This window comes from Aquimarina aquimarini (assembly GCF_900299535.1).
Taxonomy (GTDB): Bacteria; Bacteroidota; Bacteroidia; order Flavobacteriales; family Flavobacteriaceae; genus Aquimarina; species Aquimarina aquimarini.
The window spans coordinates 135,921-156,966 of the sequence record NZ_OMKE01000001.1; the positions used below are offsets into that span (position 1 = coordinate 135,921).

21 protein-coding genes are annotated in these 21,046 nt (G+C 31.3%); 12 read left to right on the forward strand and 9 right to left on the reverse strand.

All coding sequences use genetic code 11. From position 1 onward, the window contains the following. Positions 1–53: 53 nt before the first annotated feature. Positions 54–1,550 (reverse strand): BCCT family transporter, encoded by a 1,497-nt coding sequence (locus DG508_RS00575; RefSeq protein ID WP_108866283.1) that lies wholly within the window; start codon positions 1,548–1,550, stop codon positions 54–56. A gap of 332 nt (positions 1,551–1,882) precedes the next feature. Here DG508_RS00575 and DG508_RS00580 point away from each other — a divergent pair, with 332 nt between their 5' ends. From DG508_RS00580 to DG508_RS00590, 3 genes are all read left to right on the forward strand, one after another. Then, complete coding sequence (locus tag DG508_RS00580; protein WP_199912737.1) at positions 1,883–2,176, forward strand: hypothetical protein; 294 nt, start codon at positions 1,883–1,885, stop codon at positions 2,174–2,176. Between the two features lie 268 nt (positions 2,177–2,444). Further along, complete coding sequence (locus tag DG508_RS00585; RefSeq protein ID WP_108866284.1) at positions 2,445–2,978, forward strand: hypothetical protein; 534 nt, start codon at positions 2,445–2,447, stop codon at positions 2,976–2,978. 186 nt (positions 2,979–3,164) lie between these two features. Continuing rightward, a complete protein-coding gene (locus tag DG508_RS00590) occupies positions 3,165–4,406 on the forward strand; it encodes an acyloxyacyl hydrolase (RefSeq protein WP_108866285.1) in 1,242 nt (413 codons plus the stop codon). A 93-nt stretch (positions 4,407–4,499) separates the two neighbouring features. Here DG508_RS00590 and meaB read toward each other — a convergent pair whose 3' ends face one another. After that, the gene (gene meaB, locus DG508_RS00595) at positions 4,500–5,573 is read right to left on the reverse strand and encodes a methylmalonyl Co-A mutase-associated GTPase MeaB (RefSeq protein WP_108866286.1); all 1,074 of its coding nucleotides are present in this window, start codon (positions 5,571–5,573) and stop codon (positions 4,500–4,502) included. Positions 5,574–5,658: 85 nt separating this feature from the next. Further along, complete coding sequence (locus DG508_RS00600) at positions 5,659–6,213, reverse strand: DUF2911 domain-containing protein (protein ID WP_108866287.1); 555 nt, start codon at positions 6,211–6,213, stop codon at positions 5,659–5,661. A 402-nt stretch (positions 6,214–6,615) separates the two neighbouring features. On the opposite strand from DG508_RS00600, the gene DG508_RS00605 reads away from it, so the two are divergent. From DG508_RS00605 to DG508_RS00620, 4 genes are all read left to right on the forward strand, one after another. Continuing rightward, positions 6,616–7,107, forward strand: coding sequence for an RNA polymerase sigma factor (locus DG508_RS00605; RefSeq protein ID WP_108866328.1), 492 nt, complete (start codon positions 6,616–6,618; stop codon positions 7,105–7,107). Then, positions 7,091–7,702, forward strand: coding sequence for a hypothetical protein (locus DG508_RS00610; RefSeq protein ID WP_108866288.1), 612 nt, complete (start codon positions 7,091–7,093; stop codon positions 7,700–7,702). Before DG508_RS00605 ends, DG508_RS00610 begins: the two co-directional genes overlap by 17 nt. Beyond that, on the forward strand, positions 7,686–9,062 hold the full coding sequence (locus DG508_RS00615; protein ID WP_108866289.1) for a hypothetical protein: 1,377 nt from the start codon (positions 7,686–7,688) through the stop codon (positions 9,060–9,062). Before DG508_RS00610 ends, DG508_RS00615 begins: the two co-directional genes overlap by 17 nt. Before the next feature lie 602 nt (positions 9,063–9,664). Next, the gene (locus DG508_RS00620; protein ID WP_159090566.1) at positions 9,665–10,312 is read left to right on the forward strand and encodes a hypothetical protein; all 648 of its coding nucleotides are present in this window, start codon (positions 9,665–9,667) and stop codon (positions 10,310–10,312) included. Positions 10,313–10,597: 285 nt separating this feature from the next. Here the strand turns inward: DG508_RS00620 and DG508_RS00625 are convergent, their stop codons facing one another. Beyond that, positions 10,598–10,963, reverse strand: coding sequence for a DUF6249 domain-containing protein (locus DG508_RS00625; protein WP_108866291.1), 366 nt, complete (start codon positions 10,961–10,963; stop codon positions 10,598–10,600). 153 nt (positions 10,964–11,116) lie between these two features. Between DG508_RS00625 and DG508_RS00630 the strand changes: the two genes are divergently transcribed. The 3 genes from DG508_RS00630 to DG508_RS00640 all read left to right on the forward strand — a co-directional run bounded on the left by DG508_RS00630 (position 11,117) and on the right by DG508_RS00640 (position 13,390). After that, positions 11,117–11,704: an RNA polymerase sigma factor gene (locus DG508_RS00630; RefSeq protein WP_108866292.1), complete on the forward strand. Its 588-nt coding sequence runs from the start codon at positions 11,117–11,119 to the stop codon at positions 11,702–11,704. Then, positions 11,688–12,086 carry a hypothetical protein gene (locus DG508_RS00635; protein WP_108866293.1) on the forward strand — a complete coding sequence of 133 codons (399 nt, stop codon included), beginning with the start codon at positions 11,688–11,690 and terminating at the stop codon, positions 12,084–12,086. Before DG508_RS00630 ends, DG508_RS00635 begins: the two co-directional genes overlap by 17 nt. 431 nt (positions 12,087–12,517) lie before the next feature. After that, positions 12,518–13,390: a type IV pili methyl-accepting chemotaxis transducer N-terminal domain-containing protein gene (locus tag DG508_RS00640; protein WP_108866294.1), complete on the forward strand. Its 873-nt coding sequence runs from the start codon at positions 12,518–12,520 to the stop codon at positions 13,388–13,390. Positions 13,391–13,551: 161 nt separating this feature from the next. Here DG508_RS00640 and secA read toward each other — a convergent pair whose 3' ends face one another. The 5 genes from secA to DG508_RS20915 form a co-directional block, all read right to left on the reverse strand. After that, positions 13,552–16,908: a preprotein translocase subunit SecA gene (gene secA / locus DG508_RS00645; RefSeq protein WP_108866295.1), complete on the reverse strand. Its 3,357-nt coding sequence runs from the start codon at positions 16,906–16,908 to the stop codon at positions 13,552–13,554. 231 nt (positions 16,909–17,139) lie between these two features. Further along, positions 17,140–17,361 (reverse strand): DUF2795 domain-containing protein, encoded by a 222-nt coding sequence (locus tag DG508_RS00650; protein WP_008272287.1) that lies wholly within the window; start codon positions 17,359–17,361, stop codon positions 17,140–17,142. A gap of 139 nt (positions 17,362–17,500) precedes the next feature. Further along, a complete protein-coding gene (locus DG508_RS00655) occupies positions 17,501–18,076 on the reverse strand; it encodes a cob(I)yrinic acid a,c-diamide adenosyltransferase (RefSeq protein WP_108866296.1) in 576 nt (191 codons plus the stop codon). 27 nt (positions 18,077–18,103) lie between these two features. Further along, positions 18,104–18,538 carry a GNAT family N-acetyltransferase gene (locus tag DG508_RS00660; RefSeq protein WP_108866297.1) on the reverse strand — a complete coding sequence of 145 codons (435 nt, stop codon included), beginning with the start codon at positions 18,536–18,538 and terminating at the stop codon, positions 18,104–18,106. Positions 18,539–18,552: 14 nt separating this feature from the next. Next, on the reverse strand, positions 18,553–18,720 hold the full coding sequence (locus tag DG508_RS20915) for a hypothetical protein (protein WP_159090568.1): 168 nt from the start codon (positions 18,718–18,720) through the stop codon (positions 18,553–18,555). A gap of 107 nt (positions 18,721–18,827) precedes the next feature. Here DG508_RS20915 and recR point away from each other — a divergent pair, with 107 nt between their 5' ends. Beyond that, positions 18,828–19,448, forward strand: coding sequence for a recombination mediator RecR (recR, locus tag DG508_RS00665; RefSeq protein ID WP_108866298.1), 621 nt, complete (start codon positions 18,828–18,830; stop codon positions 19,446–19,448). A 173-nt stretch (positions 19,449–19,621) separates the two neighbouring features. Beyond that, a complete protein-coding gene (locus DG508_RS00670; RefSeq protein ID WP_108866299.1) occupies positions 19,622–20,953 on the forward strand; it encodes a dihydrolipoamide acetyltransferase family protein in 1,332 nt (443 codons plus the stop codon). The last annotated feature ends 93 nt before the right edge of the window (positions 20,954–21,046 follow it).

Sequence of the window (21,046 nt, forward strand, 5' to 3'; positions counted from 1 at the left end):
ATAGTAGTATACCGACATACATAACGTCGAAAATATTATATTATTAGAGGTTGTTAATTTCTTATGTTTTTTCTGTAATACCATACAAATAATACAATCATTATTACCATTAATAAAGAAAAAGGCAATGAGGTAATAATAAGTAATTTTTGCATAGCGATTAATACATTGATATCTGTTTTTACATTTCCTAAGAGAAGAATGCCAATACAAAAGATAGTAAGTATACTACTCCATAAAAGGCGGTGCTTTTTTGAAGGTTCTTGTTTGCCATTATCTGTAAACATACTCAATACAAAAATTGCAGAATCTAGAGAAGTTACCAAAAAACTTATTAATAATAAAAGGGTGAGTATATTGATGAAACCTTGCAATGGATAGTGTTCAAAAAAGACAAAAATAGAACTAAACACATTGTCAAATTGTCCTTGATACGTTCCAAAACCCTCAATAATATCAAAAGCTGAATGCCCAAAAGTGGTAAACCAAAAAAATGTTCCCAAACTCGGTATAAGAAGTACTCCTAAAATTACTTCTCTCATAGTACGGCCTTTGGAGATACGTGCAATAAAAATTCCTGTAAAAGGAGCCCATGCCAACCAAAAAGCCCAATAATAATAGGTCCAGTCTGTAAGAAATTTTTCTCCTGGATTATATTGACCATAAGCTAAGCTAAGAGGAATAAAATCAATTATATAATGATACAAGGCAATAAAAAAATGATTGATGATTGATACAATATCACTTTGTATAAAGACAAAAAACAATAAGCCTAGAGTGATATAGATATTCCAGGTTGAGATGATTTTAATTCCTTTGTTTACTCCTCTAAAAACAGAGATGAATGCCAATACCGAGATAATGACCAGTATAATAATAGTGGTATTGAGTCCAAAATCTTTGGTAAAAATATGATTTAATCCACCTTGTATTTGAGTTGTACCTAACCCAATAGCAGCTACCAAACCAAATACTGTGGTAAGAATTGCTAGAACATCAATACTCCCAAAAATAATATTTCTAGATCTGTTTGATGTGGTCAGTTGTTGTATAGGTAAGAATGCACTACTAGATAATACCTTTTGAGATTTCACAAATAGATAGTATCCTATGATAATAGCAAATACAGCATAGAATGCCCAAGCAGTAAATCCCCATTGATAAAAAGTGTATTCTAATGCAATAATCTTGGGGTTAGTTCCTGTGTTAATTGGGGGATTATGCACCATAAAAACAGGTTCTTGCACAGCACGTAATAAGATTCCTGCACCCATACCAGCACTATATAACATAGATATCCAAGCCAATCTAGAAAATTGAGGCTGGTCTGAGGGGTTTCCTAATCGTCTTTTCCCCCAAGGTGAAAAAGCTAAAATAATAAGCAATAAAACGCAAAGTAGGCCTAACCATAGATAGAACCTGCCAAATCGCTCACGAATATAAATAGAAAAAGTCTCTATTGCATTGTAAGTTTCGAGAGTATAGAAATATAAAAAAAATGAAAAGAAGATTAATATGCCCAAAGATACATATAGTAGGCTGTTTTTCATAAGTATAAGTTTGGTGTAATATTGTCTATTTGTGTTTGTAATAATAGAATACCATTATAAATGTCCTGAAAAGTTTTGACAATACCTGGTTGTAAGGTGAAATTTATGATTTTTAACAAGTAAAATTTCAAAAAAATAATTGGTTTTTTTGAATGATATTTCTGAATGTTTCATTTTTTTTATTTAGACTTGTAATAAGAAATCATATAGCATAAGTATAGATGTGCGGTCAGTTCAAATTGCTAGAAGTAAGTTAAATAAGGTACTCCAAAGTTTATAATAGAAGACACTATTATTTTAAGATATAAACCTAATTCTTAAACCTACTAACTATGAAAAGAATGATTGTTGATTACAAGAAACTTAATAAAAATATTTTAAATCTTTTAGTAGATAAATTTCCTGATGGCTATAGTGATAGGGATATTATTTTATTCAAAAACCAACATAATGAAGCTATAGAAGCTGTTGAGGTACGAACAGAAGATACTATTTATCTAGTTAAAATAAGTAAAAGATTGGCAGATACGATGCAGAGTTTTGAAGAAGATGAAAACGACACAAAAATAAGTGCTATTCCCAGAGAAATGAGTAAAGATGAAATCGGCGATATAAGCGATAAGTAATGCTTTATTAGTAAGTTGTACTATATTTTTATGATCCCATGATAGTTGCTTTTGTAGTTATAACCTTTAGTTAGCTTATAAGTTGAAATCTATATAAAAATAATACCATAACATGTTTTTTGATATTACTTTCTTTTTGTAATAACATCAAATTTTTATAAGTTTAAAACTTAAAAGCAGATATAGATCGAAATACATTTTGGACAGTATATTTTTTAACCTACAATTATTTGTACGTGATTTCCTGCAATTATCTATAAAAATATTAATGAAAATTAAAAAAATAGCATCTGTTTTATTTTTATCACTATTAATTTCATCTTTTATACCATCAAGAGATGAGAGAGAATATGTTCATGAAAAAGAGGATATTACTCAGGTTTGGAAAAAGTTTTTGAATATTATTGCCATACAGGATAAAAGTGGATTTAAAACCCTTTCAAATCAATCGATACGCTGTTATTTGTGTCTAGAAAATACGATAATTGAGCAAGAGGAGCTGAATAAAAAAAGAGAAACAGATTCTGATTGGTATACTACTCTTTATACAAAGGATATCTATATTCCGATAGATGATTTTATAGAAAATGACTATGATTTAATTTTTAACGAAGAGTTTGTACAGATATTAAAAGAAAGAAAAGCAGTTTTTTATAAAAGAGAAATAGAAGGAATAGCTCATTATGAAGTTTTGGTGACTACAACAGCTCCTGTGTTTAATCATGAAGGAGGACAACATAGTTTTCAGTTCAAGAAAATAAAAGGAGAGTGGAAATTTAACGAAATAGGAACTATTCCTTAAAGAAAATTCTAAAGAGTTAGTAATTAATACCTTTAATAAATAAAAAAGTAACTATCCAAAATAATTATATAGTAGATTATATCAATATGAGAAATAAAGCTTTAGTATGTATAATGAGTAATTATGTAAATAATCGGGTAATGAATATAGAGAAAAATAATCAAGGTACCTGATACAAAATTATACATGAAGCAAACGAGATACTATCTATTCCTGCTATTTATTGGAGTTCAATTAAGAGGACAAACATCAACTATAAAAAACAAGAAGTCACTTTTTATAACTCCCGAAGTTCTTATAGGGAAAACAATGGAAGCGAATACTGATTTTCCTAAAACTAAATTACAAACCTCTTTTTTTGTTAGTATGGGGATGCATAGTAAGGGATCTGATGAGCAATGGGCTATTGAGTTGGGATATCCAAAAACAGGGGTTTCACTAGGTGTTACTAATTTTGGAAATACAGAAAAAATAGGATTTGCATATACTATTATGCCTTTTGTAGAAGTAGGTTTGTTTAAAAAGTATTCAGAAAGATGGAATTTTAACATTGCAATGGGGGCATCGTATTTAGATACTAAATATGACCCTGATACAAACCCATTTAATAGAGCTATTACTACAGATATTAATTGGTCTTTTAGATCATTTTTATATTACGATATTGTAAAAAGACAGAAAATAGATTGGCGCATAGGATTGGGGTATACTCATTTTTCTAATGGCCACACAAGATTACCTAACCAAGGACTTAATTCGTTTTTGCTCAGTTTATCTTCACAGATAGGAAATAATCCTGAGCATATTAATGATAAGGATACGAAGCAAAATGTAACAAAAAAGAAATCTTCAGAGTACTATTTTTCTTTCAGGACAGGAATTGGTCAAAATGTACTTTCTCGAATTTTTAATGATAAAAAAGAAGTGTATTCTACAGCACTATCTATGGGTAAAATTATTAATAGAACTTATAAATTTGGAGTAGGAGGGTATTATCGGTTTTATGAGCATTATTATGATCATATAAATGATAATAAGGAGCTTATCAGTGAGCAAGTGCCACATTTTAGAAAATATCCTTATCGGTATGCTACCAATTTTGGGTTTTTTGTAACTAGTGAATTGTTACTGGGGCATGTAGGAATAGAATTTGATTTAGGGTTCAATATTTATAAACCTTTTTATAAAATAGATTGGCAATTAAGTCAAGGAGAGTTTTATAATGATAAATATACCAAATTAGGAGAGTTAGATTGGTATTATAATGTAAAACGTACTATATCTAGTAGATTAGGAATAAAGTATTATTTGTTTAATACGTATAAATCTCCTGTAAACAATTTTTTTCTGGCTGCACATATTAATGCAAATCTAGGACAAGCTGATTTCTCTGAGTTTGGAGTAGGGTATGTATACCGTTTTCGTTAGAAATGATACCAATGCGTTATTCTGTATATAAAATGAATGTAAACTTTTAGTCAAATTAGAATAATACATTAGGTAGCGATTTTATTTTGAGGATTACTTTTTACTTATATCTAATAGATATCTAGCAGCGGCAAAAGGAGTTATTTTATGTTGTTGTACAGCTGTTGTTTGAGTATCTAAAACGGCCTTAACTTTTGGATGGTTATAAAAAGAAGTTTTTAATTGTTCTTCTATAGTCTGTAATAGCCAAAATTTGTTTTGTTGGATTCTGTTTTCTTCAAAAAAGCCATTTTTAGCAGTAATATCAAGGTATTTTAGAATCATTATCCAGATATCTGCGATACCAGTACCTTCTATAGCGCTACATGTAAGTACTTCTGGAGACCAACTACTTTGAGCAAGTGGATAAAGGTGTAATGCTTTTCTAAATTGATTTTTGGCTTTTCTAGCAGGAATGAGGTTATCTCCATCTGCTTTGTTGATAACAAGAGCATCTGCCATCTCTATAATTCCTCTTTTTATTCCCTGTAGTTCATCACCTGCGCCAGCAAGTTTTAGTAATAGAAAAAAATCTACCATGCTATGTACAGCGGTTTCACTTTGTCCTACGCCAACAGTTTCAATAATAATTACATCATATCCAGCAGCTTCACATAGAATAATAGATTCTCTGGTTTTTTGGGCAACACCTCCCAAAGATTTTCCAGAAGGAGAAGGGCGTATAAATGCATTAGGGGATTGTACAAGTGATTCCATTCTGGTTTTATCACCCAGTATACTTCCATGTGAGATAGAACTACTAGGATCTACTGCCAAAACAGCTACTTTTTTTCCTTTCTTTAGTAATAAATTACCCAAAGCCTCTATAAATGTACTTTTGCCAACTCCAGGAACTCCAGTTATACCTATTCTTACAGAATTATTAGCATAAGGAAGGCACATTTCTATAAGTTGTTGCCCCTTTTCTAGATGGCTCTTTTTTGTACTTTCTATCAATGTAATTCCTTTGCTTAACGCTGCTGTATCATTGGCAACAATCGATTTAAAAATTGCATCAACCAAAATTTCTTTTTGCTGTAGTTTTTTAAACCTGTTAATAGACAGATTGCTAGTACTAGAAGGTACTTTTGATAGAGGGGTAGTATTTTTGGCAGAATTACTAGACACAGAATAAATAGATTTATGACAAAGTTATGCATTCCTTTTTGTAAACTCATATATTCGATATAAAGGTTTACATATCTATTAGGGACTAACTTTTGATGGGAATGGCGATAACAGTTCTATCCCAGGCAATATACATAGTTGTAAATTCATTCATATCTTCAAAATATATAGAAAACTGTTCTACTACATTGAGTAGAGGATGTGCGGGCACTTCGACGGTAAGTACATCAAATTTGGCTTCTCGTTTTGCCGTACCATTCATATGTACTCCCCAATCATATTTTTTACTATTGAAAATGACTTTCCATGATTTTGGATTAGGGATAGTCCATAATGTATACGTACCTGATTTTAGGATAGTGCCATCAACCTGTATATCTTTATTAGTAGTAAAAGTAGTTGCTTCATTTGCCCCAGTTCTCCACACTTGATCAAATGGAACAAGATCACCAAAAATAACCCTACCTTTTTTATAGGGGCGGTTATAAAAAACAGTAAAATCAGTTCCTTTTGCGGTATGAGTAATAGTTTCTTCTGGACTGTGTTTTTTAGTGTTCTGTTTTAGAAAATACATCCCTATAAATCCAATTACCGCTAACCCTAATACAATGAATGCAGTTTGTTTTAGAAGTTTTGTCATGATTTCTTTTTAATCTTAAATATAACATTTTTAAAGATGGAATTTACATATTCTATAGATAGAATTGTATATAAGGCACAATAATATTTTTCCCTTTATGGCAGGTTTATTAAGTATAACTCTACCTTATGACTCTTTGATACTATTAATGTTTAAAAAACTGGATACCCTATAGGAGAGATCTTTACTTTGTATGGCTAACAGTTTGGAATGACTTAAATTATTAAATAAACGTAAATTTTATACTTAATTTTGCAACACAGAATATGTGTTTCCGTCTATATAAATGAATACCATTGAAAAGACGATTTTTTTGAAAAATAATCACTAACCAAAAGTTAAGAAAGTTTGTTACAAAGCGAGCTAATACAACAATGTAGGACTAATGATCGTAGAGCGCAAATGAAACTCTATAATAAATACTGTGATGGTATGTATTATGTAGCGTTGCGTTTTCTTAAAGATCCATTCGAGGCAGAAGAAGCCATGCAAGAATCTTTTATTAAGGCATTTGCAAAGCTTCATCAGTTTACGGGAGATGTTACTTTTGGAGCTTGGCTAAAACGAATTGTAATTAATAAAAGCATAGATATGCTAAAAGCCAAGAAAATGAATATGGTAGCAATTAATGAGCAGGTTATGTCAACAGTAGAGGAACAGAATGATTGGTCTGTGTCAGACTCTGTTACTGTAGATGAGGTGAAAAAAGCAATTGAAACATTACCAGAAAAATATAAATATGCAGTCATGCTGTTTTTGATAGAAGGGTATGACCATAATGAAATTAGTGAAATATTAGATATAACACCCGTTTCTTCGAGAACGTTAGTACATAGAGGTAAAAAACAATTGCAAGAACAATTAAAACATTTGAGAGATGGCACAGGATATTAGAGAGTTATTAAAAAAGGATAAACATATCCCTTCTGAGCGCATACAAGAAGGACATGAACAACGCTTTTTGTCCAGATTAGAAAAAGAGTTGCCCAAAAAAACAAAAAAGTTCCCATATCATTGGCTTAATATAGCTGCCAGTATAGTTGTTATATTCTCTGTGTCATTATTAACATATAATCAATTAAATGTAAATAATGCTGAAGGAACTGAGGTAGTAAACCTTGATAACGAATCAGTAAAAAATTCGTCAATTATATTGACAAAACAAACCTCGCCTTTAGCAGAAATATCTCCAGAGTATGAAGAAGTCGAAAATAGTATACTTACCAGTATCAAATTTCAATTATCTCAGATAACAATAGATGATTCTAATAGAGAGCTGGTAGAAAGTTTTATGACACGATTAAACAATCTGGATAAAGAATACCAGCAGCTCAATAAAGAATTGATAGAGGTAGGACCTAATGTACAGAGTGTAGAAGCAATGATGGAAAATTTAACGATACGATTATCCCTCTTGAATAGATTAAAAGATAAACTAAAAGAATTAGAGCGAATTGAAAACCAAAATTACAATGAAATACAAGCTTAATATTGTTACAATTGGGGTGCTGTGCTGTGCAGGATTGTTTGCACAAGACAGACAGGACAAGTTGAGCAAAAAACTTGTAGTTGATAATGATGTCACTGTAAATCTTAATACCAGTCATACTAATATTGTTTTTGAAACATGGAATAAAAATACTATAGTAGTAGAAGCATATTTAGAAGGAGATCTTTCTGATGAAAATAGCAAACGAATACTGGATAGTTGGCAAGTGAGTGTATTAGGAGATGATCAACAAGTTACCATTAATTCTACAGCAGGTAATTTATGGAGTAGAAGCGTGACCACTTCTAGTAATACTACATCAAATAGAAACTTGCAAGAATTGAGAATGCTGGAACCAATGATTACCAGTATGCTAGAGCCTATTATGAAGAATATGGCTAAAAACCCTATGCCAAATGCACTTTCTGAGAATCAATCCAATGTTACTTATAAAGATGAAAGAGTCAATAAAAGTGATGAAAAATATATCACACAATGGGAAAGCCAAATACGTGAAAAGTTTAAAGACGATATAAGCAAAGAAAAACAAAAGTGGGCTAATCAATTTGCAAAAGAATCAAATGCTCCATCAGGTCAAGTAGAAATTCGTTTAGAGACATGGAGTAAGCAATATGGTCAGCAAATGGATGCTTGGGCATCACAATTAATACAAGATATAGGAAAACAACAATCAGGAACGGCTAATATTACTGTATATAGGTATAGCAATAGTAAAGCAACTACAAATGGTAGTAGTAAAATAATAAAAGTATATATGCCAAAACAAGCTAAATTAAAACTTAATATTCGCCATGGAGATGTACAATTAGCAGAGAAAACTAATAATTTAAAAGCATCTCTGTCTCATACCAAACTTATGGGCAATGTTATAGATGGTAAACAAACTTTTATTAAGGCTGCTTATTCTCCTGTTTTTATCAAGCAATGGAATAACGGAAGGTTGGTTCTGAATTATGTTAAGAACTGTAGGATACAAAATGCTAAAAATCTCCTTGCCAATACAGATTCTAGTAATATTTATATTCAACAACTAGATGAGAATGGAGCAATATCTGGAAGTTTCGGAGTGATTACTATAGCTAATCTTGGAGAATCATTCTCCACTCTTGATTTAGCAGTTCAGAATAGCGATTTTAAGTTTATGTTACCTAAATCGGCTTTAAATCTATCTTATAGCGGAACACAAAGTATAATTTCTTTACCTAAAACATTAGAAATAAATACAAGAAATAATTTTGGAAATGTTTTTATAAATGGTTTTCAAAAAACTCGTAGTACAGATAAAATGATTACAATCAATGCAAAATATAGCAAGGTTGTTGTACTAGGTAATAAATAATTTTTTTCATAGTAATGTAGTGTTAATTGTAAAAAAGCTCTATCAGCAAGGTTGATAGGGCTTTTTTAAATATGAAAGATTTTTATACCTTTTTTTGAGGTGTAAATTCTCAATTGAAATCACTGTGATCCGAATTAAATTATTTTTGGTTTAGGCAGAAAAATAAAATTCAAAGATGATATCGATACCGATGTGTTTTATTCTGAAACATGAGTAAAAAGAAACTATTTTAGGAAATAATTTCTATTGATAAATGGTATTATTTCTCTTCCAAAATTTAGTTTCTAAAATATACTATAAAATCCCTTCTTTAAATCATATTGTTTAACATAGATAAGTCAGAAATACATCATCATGATCTGTTGGTCTGTTTTATAGTACACTTTATCTGATTTTTTGAAAAAACATTAAAATTAAATACCTCATTATCAGCTGTTTAACATTTTATAAAGGATTATTTAACACTTTTTGTGTCTTTTGTCGAAAATCGAAAACACTTGATCTAAAAGTCTAGTTTTTAATTTTTTTAACTATAATTATGTAATATCATTGTATGGGAAAACCGTAAGAAAGTAATAACATACCCGCTGTAAAGTAATAAAATGATGAAATTAATAACATATTTTTTTAGCTTATTTTTATTTGTAAACAGTTATGCAAATAATGTAGACCAAATATTACAAGTAGAGAAAGAAGGTCTTGTAGTTGTGGTTGTTGATTTTAAAGAAGGAGATAAGATAAAATTATTTGAAGTAGAAAGCGGAGATCATGTTTTGTCTAAAACACATGGAGAGATTGATCTTAGTCAATTACCACTAGGAGCTTACTTGTTAGAAAATAATCAAGGAGAATCTGTTGTTATCGTACGTACAGAAGAAGAAATAGATGTAGTAGGAGCACTAGAAAATATCAAAAATAATTTTATAGTAGAAAATGATGCAGAGAATGGTACACAGGAATTTCAGGTAGAAGATGTAGAGGAAGAGTTTATGCGTTACTATAAAAGTTCAGAAATGAATATTTTAGAAATAGAGAGAGAAGGAGATTTTGTTACTGTAATTAATTTTGAAGAAGGAGATAAGATAAAATTATTTGAAGTAAAAGATACGGTGCATATATTATCAAAGACAACTAATTTTATAGATCTTAGTCAATTACCAGCAGGAGTTTATGTTCTTGAGAATAATAGAGGTGATGCTGTTGTAATTGAAAAGTTTGATAATAGCGATGATCTTATAGTAGATATGTAATAAAAGAAAAACAATATAAAAAAGTCCTTCTTGAATATCAAGAAGGACTTTTTGGTTTTATAAGATACCTTTTCTATAAAATGTATTGTTTATGTGATTAAATAAATTTTTTATAAGGAAACGATATGAAACTATATAGTAAACTCTGTATAGTGTTTTATTATGCAGATTTTGTGTAATATGAGGTAATCATTATTTGATGGTATATAGTACATAAAAAATCCCAATATGATAAGTATTGGGATTTTGATAAATGAATATTGTAATAACAGGTTATGCTATGACCTATTCATCGATGTTATTTTGTTTATCAAGGTTTTTTGTCATCGTAAATCCTGTAAATAAGCCAATTCCTGCCATTAGAAAGATAGTTCCTGGATAAGCAATGTCTTCCTCTACACCTATAGAAAGGTGTAAAATACCAGCAATAAAAATTCCAACACCCACACCCATTAGTAGTAGTGATAGGTTTAAGATAAAAACTTTCCAGAGAGAGGTTGTTCTTTTCTTTTTACTACTGTAAAATATAGAGGCATCTGCTCCTTTTTCTATAAGAGCCATTCGTTCTTTGTTTCTGGCTGAAATGAATAGATATAAGATTCCAAAGATACTACCAAATAGTATAGGCATTATGATTACTTCTGCTCCCATTTTTTTTGATTTAAAAAATTAATTAATACTGTTCGTTTTCTAATTAAGACGAACAAAGATTTAAGACGGTTACAAAAAAAAGGGAAAAAATAGTTTTATTTTTTTAGCAAAAAAGATGTAACCAAAAGAGATAGGGGGGCGTCTTATAACAAAATGAACCATCAATCAGATCAATATTATATAGATAAAGTTCTCGACGGGCAGGTCAATGTGTTTTCAGTTTTAGTAGAGCGTTATCAAAGTTTAGTATACACTGTGGTGTATCGTATGCTTAAGAACAAAGAACAGGCAGAAGAAGTTGCTCAAGATACTTTTGTTAAAGCATATAAGGCTCTTGATAGATATAGAGGTGATGCTAAGTTTTCTACTTGGTTATATACAATTGCATATCGTAAGAGTTTGGATGCATTAAAAGTAAATAAACGTTTTGTGAGCTCTAGTGATATAAAAGAAATAGGAGAGAAGAATATTGCACTTGTAGAAGATGCGCTAAGTTGTTTGCAAGCAAAAGAAAGGAAACAAATTATTTTGGATAGTATTATGAAGCTTCCAGAGGATGAAGCAGCGATTATTACACTTTATTATTTTGAAGAAAAAAGTGTGAAAGAAATTGTAGAGATAGTAAATTTAACAGCTGATAATGTAAAAATAAAATTGTATCGTAGTAGAAAAAAGCTATATTCACTATTACAATATTACATATATCCAGAAATGAGTGGTAGCAATGGAAGAGAAATATAAAAATATTAAGAGCCTAATCAAAGAAGCAGGAGTAGAAAAACCACCTGTTAATTTTTTGGACAATATTATGAATCAGGTAGATACTCTTGAAGATCCAGCGATGTTTGTGTATAAGCCTTTAATTTCTAAAAAGGTTTGGTGGGGTATTGGTTTACTATTGGTAGTGTTGTTATCTAGTATTCCATTTTTATCAGATACAAAAATATCATTATTAAGTTGGATTGATTTTTCTTTTATAAAATCATTACCAAATATAAAAAATCCATTTTCTAACTATACATTTCCTAAATCAACTATTTACGGTATTTTACTTCTTGCAATTTTGTTTTTTGTGCAAATACCAATATTGAAAAGAAGGATAGATAAAAAGTTTTCTATGTAATCCTGATGTTGTAGGTATATACTTCTTGTAACTGAAATATAAAACGATTGTTTGTACATTTATAAGATAATCACTTTTTTTAAAGAACTACTTTTTCTATTGTAGGTCTTGATTTTTTTTGACTACTACTGAAACTTTTTTGCAATTATAAGTGACTTGAAAGGGCTCAATAACGAGTTCAAATCTATTTTTTAGTTAAAACTCTCTAAATAAAAATTAAAATTAATACTGTTAAACAGTAAGCTAAGTCTTGGTATACTTATTTAGGCGGACTTATATACTGATAAAGGTCATATTTCTTGAGTATTGTCTAGAATACTTTTGCCGTTGCAAATGGATAAGAATGCCTTTGTGGGTCGATAAAAAATAGACTTAACTTCTTATTATTTGCTAGTAAATTTTAAAAATAATAAACAATTGAATCTATCCAGATGAAAAGTAAAAATCCCCCTTTTAAGTTTGTATTAATGTTATTTGTAATAGGATTAGTATATATGAACTCAATACAACTTCATGCACAAAAAAATAATGAATACGGATCATTATCATTTAATAATGCGATTAATGTTTCTGGTAAACAACGAATGCTTACTCAAAAAATATCTAAAGCATATTTATATTTATTAAACAACACAAATGATGCACAAGCAAAAAGAGATTTATTAACCAGTCAAATAGTTTTTGAAGAACAAAACCGAGTTCTTATACAAAACTGTAAGTTTAAAGAAACTACTGATCGATTGGTAAAAGTCAATGAGTTGTGGAAGAATTTTAAAAACCTTATTGACGGGCAACCAAATTATGATAATGCTAAAAAGCTAATAGATACAAATACAGATTTATTAAAAGCAACAAATGATGTTGTGGTGTCTATTATTTCAGCATCCAAAAAAACCATTCAAAATAATAAAAATAGTATCGAAGAGGCTGATGCTATAGAAGATATAATAGCGTTAGAAACTATAATAAATATTTCAGGAAGGCAAAGAATGTTATCACAGCGTTTGGCATTTTATTATTTTGCAAATCAACTGGAGCTTAAAAATAAGAACTCTACTCAAATGCTTCGTAATGTTTTTCATGAATTGGATGGAGCGATCAATAAATTACTAATATCTAAGTTTAATACTCCTAAAATTGATGAGAAGATTGGCTTAGCATTTTCTAAATGGAATACGATTAAGAAAAATGCGAGTAAATTAACAAATCAAGAGCTTGATGAAGCAGAAGTGTATAAAATGAGTAATGAGCTAACCAAGGTGTTTAATGAGATTACATTGTTGTATGAAAAAGTAAGTATTTAGTTTTTTATAGTATGAAGTGATGTAAACTTTTTTCAATTCGCTATAAAAAATAACTGTTTTTCGCCAGAATCAAAAAAAAGTTTACATCACTTCTATTTAATAAAGTGATATAAAAAAACCTGAAGTAACTACTTCAGGTTTTTTTATATGTAATTATTTTTTTATTCGTCTACGATAACCCATTCTCCTTTTTCGATTAATGGAATCGCTTGCTTATACTTTACAGTTTTATTTTCTCCGCTCATTACATGCTTAATAGTAACTTTATCATTACGACCTATTTTTGGTTGCTCTCGTGTAATTGTTTCGGTAACCTGTGGTCTGTTTTGTGTTTCTCCAGCAGCTCTATTTTGTGCAGCACGTTCATCCATATTAGGGATTTCCTCTTTAGAGGTCTCTAGATTCTCTTTTCTACGTACTTGTCTAGCTTCAGAAATATCTTGAGTATTTCCAGTAGGCAATTCTCCTTTGAATAAAAACGAAATAACATCTTTGTTTACTTCTTCGATCATTGCTTTAAATAATTCAAAAGCTTCGAATTTGTAAATTAATAATGGGTCTTTTTGTTCATGAACAGCTAATTGTACACTTTGTTTCAGTTCATCCATTTTACGAAGATGCGTTTTCCATGCATCATCAATAATGGCAAGTGTAATGTTCTTTTCAAAATCGGTAATCAGTTGTTTTCCTTGAGAATCATATGCTTTTTGAAGATCGGTTGCTACATTAATGCTTTTGACTCCATCTGTAAATGGTACCAAAATTCGCTCATATTTACTAGCTGGGTCTTCATAAACTTGTTTGATAACAGGGTAAGCTGCCTCTGCATTACGTTCCATTTTGTCTTGGTAATGTACGTATGCAACTTTATAAATTTCTCCAGCAATTTTTTGAGCATCCATTTTTTCAAATTCTTCTGCAGAAATAGGACTACTCATAGAGAAGTAGCGAATTAGTTCAAATTCAAAGTTTTTGAAATCTTGAGTAACTTTATTTCCTTCTGTGATTACCTCTACAGTATCATAGATCATATTGGCAATGTCTACACGAAGACGCTCACCAAATAGTGCATGGTAACGACGTTTGTATACTACCTCACGTTGCGCATTCATTACATCATCATATTCTAGTAATCGCTTACGCACTCCAAAATTGTTTTCTTCTACTTTTTTCTGCGCTCTTTCTATAGATTTAGAAATCATAGAATGTTGGATTACTTCTCCTTCTTTTAATCCCATTCTATCCATCATCTTAGCAATACGCTCAGATCCAAATAATCTCATAAGATTATCTTCTAATGATACGTAGAACTGAGAACTTCCTGGATCCCCTTGTCTACCTGCACGACCACGAAGCTGTCTATCTACTCGACGAGAATCATGACGTTCGGTACCTATAATGGCAAGACCGCCAGCAGCTTTTACTTCGTCTGATAATTTAATATCTGTACCACGACCTGCCATGTTTGTTGCAATAGTTACTATACCTGCATTACCAGCCTCGGCAACGATATCGGCTTCTTTTTTATGAAGTTTTGCATTTAATACATTGTGCGGTACCTTTCTAATGGTTAGCATTCGACCTAATAGCTCAGATATCTCTACAGAGGTAGTACCAATAAGTACAGGTCTTCCTGCGTTAGATAATTCTGTAACTTCATCTATAACGGCATTGTATTTCTCTCGTTTGGTCTTGTATACCAAATCCTCACGGTCATATCTTGCGATAGGTCGGTTGGTAGGAATTTCTACTACATCGAGTTTATATATCTCCCAAAGCTCTCCTGCTTCTGTTACCGCGGTACCTGTCATACCAGACAGCTTACCATACATACGGAAATAGTTTTGAAGTGTTACTGTTGCAAAAGTCTGGGTTGCATCTTCAATTTTTACATTTTCTTTTGCTTCAATAGCTTGGTGTAGTCCATCACTGTATCTACGACCGTCCATGATACGACCAGTTTGTTCATCAACAATCTTTACCTTGTTATCCATTACTACATACTCTACATCTTTTTCAAATAATGAGTATGCTTTTAGTAACTGGCGTAGGGTGTGGATACGCTCGCTTTTTACGCTATATTCTCTAAAAAGGTCTTCTTTCTTTTCGGCTTCTTCTTCTTTAGATAGCTCTAAGCCTTCGATTTTGGCGATTTCCATACCGATTTGTGGTAAAACAAAGAAATCAGGATCATCTTTCCCAGAAAGGTGATCAACTCCTTTATCGGTAAGGTCAATCTGGTTATTCTTTTCTTCGATAACATAATACAGATCTGCATCAATTTTATGCATCTCACGGTTGTTATCTTGCATATAAAAGTTTTCTGTCTTTTGAAGAAGCATTTTTACACCTTCTTCACTCAAAAACTTAATTAACGCTTTATTTTTAGGAATTCCTCTATATACTTGTAATAGTTTAAAACCTCCTTCTTTTGCATCTCCTTCCTTTATCAGTTTTTTAGCTTCTGCCAGCACTGTAGTAAGGTATTTTTGTTGTACAGAAACAATATCTGCAATTTTAGGTTTTAGTTCATCAAACTCATGGATATCTCCTTTTGGTATAGGACCTGAAATAATTAGAGGAGTACGTGCATCATCAATCAATACTGAATCTACTTCATCTATGATAGCATAGTTATGCGGGCGTTGTACCAAGTCTTTTGGTGCATGAGACATGTTATCTCTCAAGTAATCAAAACCAAATTCATTATTAGTTCCGTAAGTAATATCAGCGTTGTATGCTGCTCTACGCTCTTCAGAATTAGGTCTGTGATTATCGATACAGTCTACTGTAAGTCCATGAAACTGAAAAATAGGCGCCATCCATTCACTATCTCGACGTGCTAGGTAATCATTTACGGTTACCAGATGAACACCATTGCCAGATAATGCGTTAAGATATACAGGAAGTGTAGCTACAAGTGTTTTTCCTTCTCCAGTTTGCATTTCTGCAACTTTCCCTTCATGTAGAGCAATACCCCCTATAAGCTGTACATCATAGTGAACCATATCCCATTTCACCTCTTTACCAGCGGCATCCCAGCTTGTAGCCCAAATTGCTTTTTCATCGGTAAGAGTGATATGTTCTTTGTTACCAGAAAGCTCACGATCATATGCAGAAGCAGTAACTTCTATAGAATCATTATTAGCAAAACGTTTGGCAGTTTCTTTTATAACAGCAAAAGCTTCAGGAAGAATCTCATTCAATGCCTTTTCTGTTGCTTTATAAGCTTCTTCTTTTAGTTTGTCGATTTCTCCGTAGATATCTTCTTTTTTGTCAATATCCTCAGTAGTATTAGCTTCTTCGGTAAGTGCTTCTATTTTAGAATTGATTTCAGTACGGGCGTCATTTATTCTGTTTTTAAATTCAACAGTTTTAGCACGTAATTCATCATGAGAAAGCCCTTCTACAGTTTTCTCTGCTTTTTTTATAAGTTCAACTTTGGGTTGAATTTCTTTTATATCTTTTTTGGATTTATCTCCAACAAATACTTTTAATACAGAATCTAATATTCCCATAATTTTATGGTTGTGTGTTTAATGAGATTTTAGTTTCAAAAAAAAGAAACTATTAATTTTTTCAATAGGGTAACATTCTAGTCTAATCCAATATTTGGAAGTCTATTGTTATCTCAGGACCTATATAGGCCATATTATACAATACTTTTGTAATGTAAAATCATCACAAGAGAGGCGTAATTTACGCAAAAAAAAAGCCTCTTGCGAGACTTTTAATACTATTTCGTTAATTTAATATTCATCCTCATTCCAAAGATAATCTTCATCTGTAGGATAATCCGGCCATATTTCTTCTATAGAGTCGTATGAATCTCCTTCATCTTCAATTGCTTGTAGGTTTTCTACAACTTCCAAAGGTGCTCCAGTACGAATTGCGTAATCGATTAATTCGTCTTTTGTAGCTGGCCAGGGCGCATCACTTAAATAAGATGCTAATTCTAAAGTCCAATACATATGCTTACTGGTTTAATTTTTTGCAAAAATAATTTTTTAGTTTAAAAAGTCAAGTAAAAAATTGATTATTTCAACAATAATAATAAGAACGTGATTTTTTATAAGGTTTCCCTCGTTAATTTTATACAGTTTCTAAAAGTTAAGAATTTTTTTTAGGAATCCATTCAATTTCTTCTGCTTTAAGATCGAGTGTCAACTTTCGTGCCAGTACAAAAAGATAGTCAGATAGTCGGTTTAAGTACTGTAGTGTGGTTTCTTCAAATGGCTCTATCTCATATAATGCGGTAGCCAAACGCTCTGCTCTTCGACATACACAACGCGCAACGTGACAGAATGACACGGTTTGGTGTCCTCCTGGTAATACAAAATGTGTCATGGGAGGAAGCGATTCATTCATTTTGTCAATTTCTTTTTCAAGTAACTCAATATCTTTACTAGATATGGTAGGTATATTTAAACGCTTTTCACCGTTTTTCAAGATTGCCTTTTCTGGATCAGTTGCAAGAACAGCTCCCACAGTAAAAAGTTTATTTTGAATATCTATTAACGTTTGCGTACTCTGAGAGTCTATTTTTTGATCTCTGATAAGCCCTATATAAGAATTTAACTCGTCAACAGTACCATAACTATCAATACGAATATGATGTTTTGGTACTCTAGTACCACCAAAGAGAGCAGTAGTTCCTTTGTCTCCAGTTTTTGTATATATTTTCATTGAATTGCAATTTTTTATGGTAGATAATTACTTAACTAATAAAAGTACCTCCTTATTATAGTTTTGATTACACCATTTATATTTATGATCTATTTTGTCTGGAATTTTGTAGTTGTGTATTTTTTGATCTAGAAAACCTAGTTTGGAATAAAAAGAACAAAGGTACTTAAATGGTAAGCACCATATTTTTTTATAGTGTTCATGATTTTTTAATAAATGTAAGATAATCTCTTTTGCGATTCCTGTTCCTCGAAATTGTTCTAATACATATATACCTCCTAACTCCAAGTTATTTTTATCGACATAAATAATTCTCCCTAGTCCACATTTTATACCTTCTATTTCTGCTAGAGCAATATACTCAGTATTAAAATCTGAGGGTAAAAAGTCTATATTTTGATAAGTAGTATTTATCCATGTTAGATCTTTGAGGGTAGCTTTTCTTACATGTATTTTTTTCATTCTAGTAAGTGCAATTATTTTCTGCTTTTCTTTTTAGAATAATTTTTCCTGAAATTTCGTTCATCACGATTATATAGCTTCTTTTTATTTCGTTTAGTGTTCCAGGAAACAAGAGCAAATAGAATTCCTATGGCTATAACCATAAGAATAAGTTGAGTTTCTTGAGAAAGTGAATCTAGCATTATTTTACTTTTGAAGTAAAAATAGCAAAAAAGGTCTCAATCTCACAGTAAGATTACTATACTATTTATAAAGAGTTGTTCATTAAAAATGCTAAATTTGTTGCGCTATGGAATTTTCTTCAAAATTATTAGAAAATGCAGTGTATGAAATATCACAATTACCAGGTATAGGAAAACGTACTGCACTGAGATTGGTATTACATTTACTTAGACAACCCAAGGCTCAGACAGAGCATTTGGTAAATGCATTGGGGACATTGAGACAAGATATCAAGTTTTGCAAAACATGTCATAGTATAAGCGATATTGATATATGTGATATTTGTAGTAACCCATCTAGAAATAGAGGGATTGTTTGTGTCGTAGAAGATATACGAGATGTGATGGCTATTGAGAGTACTGGACAATACAAAGGTTTATACCATGTGCTTGGCGGTAAGATTAGTCCGATGGATGGTATTGGCCCACAAGAATTGACTATTAATTCATTGATTCAAAAAGTTGAATCAGGAGAAGTGCAAGAATTGATATTTGCACTGAGTGCAACTATGGAAGGAGATACAACTAATTTTTATATATATAAACAATTAGAAGATTTTGATATAACAACTTCTACCATAGCAAGAGGAATTGGTGTTAATGATGAATTAGAGTATGCAGATGAAGTTACTTTAGGAAGAAGTATACGTAATAGAATTCCTTTTGAAAAAGCATTAAAGAATTCGTAATATAGAATATAGAAAGAATAAAATAGTTGTAGAGATTTTGACCTTCTGGGTTGATAGATATGATAGGTTGAAAAACAATAGAAAAGCTAAATTTTAGATAAAAACTAACTTTTAAGCTTAAATTTAATTAAATTCGCAAAAAAGATAACTAATAAACACTTTTGATTAAGGATATGGCAAAATTTGAGCTAAAGCTTCCAAAAATGGGTGAGAGTGTTGCAGAAGCAACAATAACAACTTGGTTAAAAGAAGTTGGGGATACTATCGAACTAGATGATGCAGTTGTAGAGATTGCAACAGATAAGGTAGATAGTGAAGTACCTAGTGAGGTAGAAGGAGTACTGATCGAAAAACTTTTTGAGGTTGATGATGTTGTGCAGGTAGGTCAGGTAATAGCTGTTATAGAGACAGAAGGAGAAGGAACTGTAGAATCAGCAGTAGAAGAAGCAACAACATCTCCAGAAACTCCAAAAGAAGCAGTAGAGATAGAAACGCAAATAGCAGAAGCTACAGAAGTAGTAGGAACTGCTACTACAGATTTCTCAGAGAGTAGTAAGTTTTATTCTCCATTAGTTAAAAATATTGCAACAGCAGAAGGTATTTCGTTAAACGAATTGGATTCTATATCAGGAACAGGTAAAGATGGTCGTGTAACCAAAAACGATATTTTACAATTTGTTGATGATCGTAAGAATGGAAAGGTAGCAGCTAAGCCTGTAAAAGAAGAAGTGAAAGCAAAAGCAACTCCTGCCAAACAAAAAGAAGTGTCAAAAGTAGCTCCTGTAGTAGCATCAGGAGAAGATGAAATTATAGAAATGACCAGAATGGGTAAACTAATTGCTCATCATATGGTAGAATCTATTCAAAAATCAGCACATGTACAGTCATTTATAGAAGCCGATGTAACCAATATATGGAATTGGAGAAAGAGAATAAAGGCTGATTTTATGAAAAGAGAAGGAGAAAATCTTACGTTTACTCCAATCTTTATGGAAGCAGTAGCTAAGGCTCTCAAAGATTTCCCAATGATGAATATTTCTGTTTCTGGAGATACCATCATTAAAAAGAAAAACATAAATCTTGGTATGGCCGCAGCATTACCAGATGGTAATTTGATAGTTCCTGTTATCAAAAATGCAGATCAATTGAATTTGGTAGGAATGACAAAGGCAGTAAATGATTTGGCAAATAGAGCACGTAATAATGCTTTAAAACCAGATGATATACAAGGAGGAACATATACAGTAACCAATGTAGGTACATTTGGTAGTATCATGGGAACACCAATAATCAATCAACCACAAGTAGGTATACTTGCATTAGGAGCAATAAGAAAAGTTCCTGCAGTAATTGAGACTCCAGAAGGAGATTTTATAGGTATTCGATATAAAATGTTCTTATCGCATTCATATGACCACAGAGTTGTAAACGGTGCTTTAGGTGGGCAGTTTGTACAACGAGTACAAGAATACCTTGAAGCTTGGGATGTGAATAGAGAGTTCTAGTCTCTTACATCTTTGTTATAACATAAAAAAATACCACCCATCAGAGTGGTATTTTTTTTATGTCATATCCTGTAGTTATACTAGTATCTAATG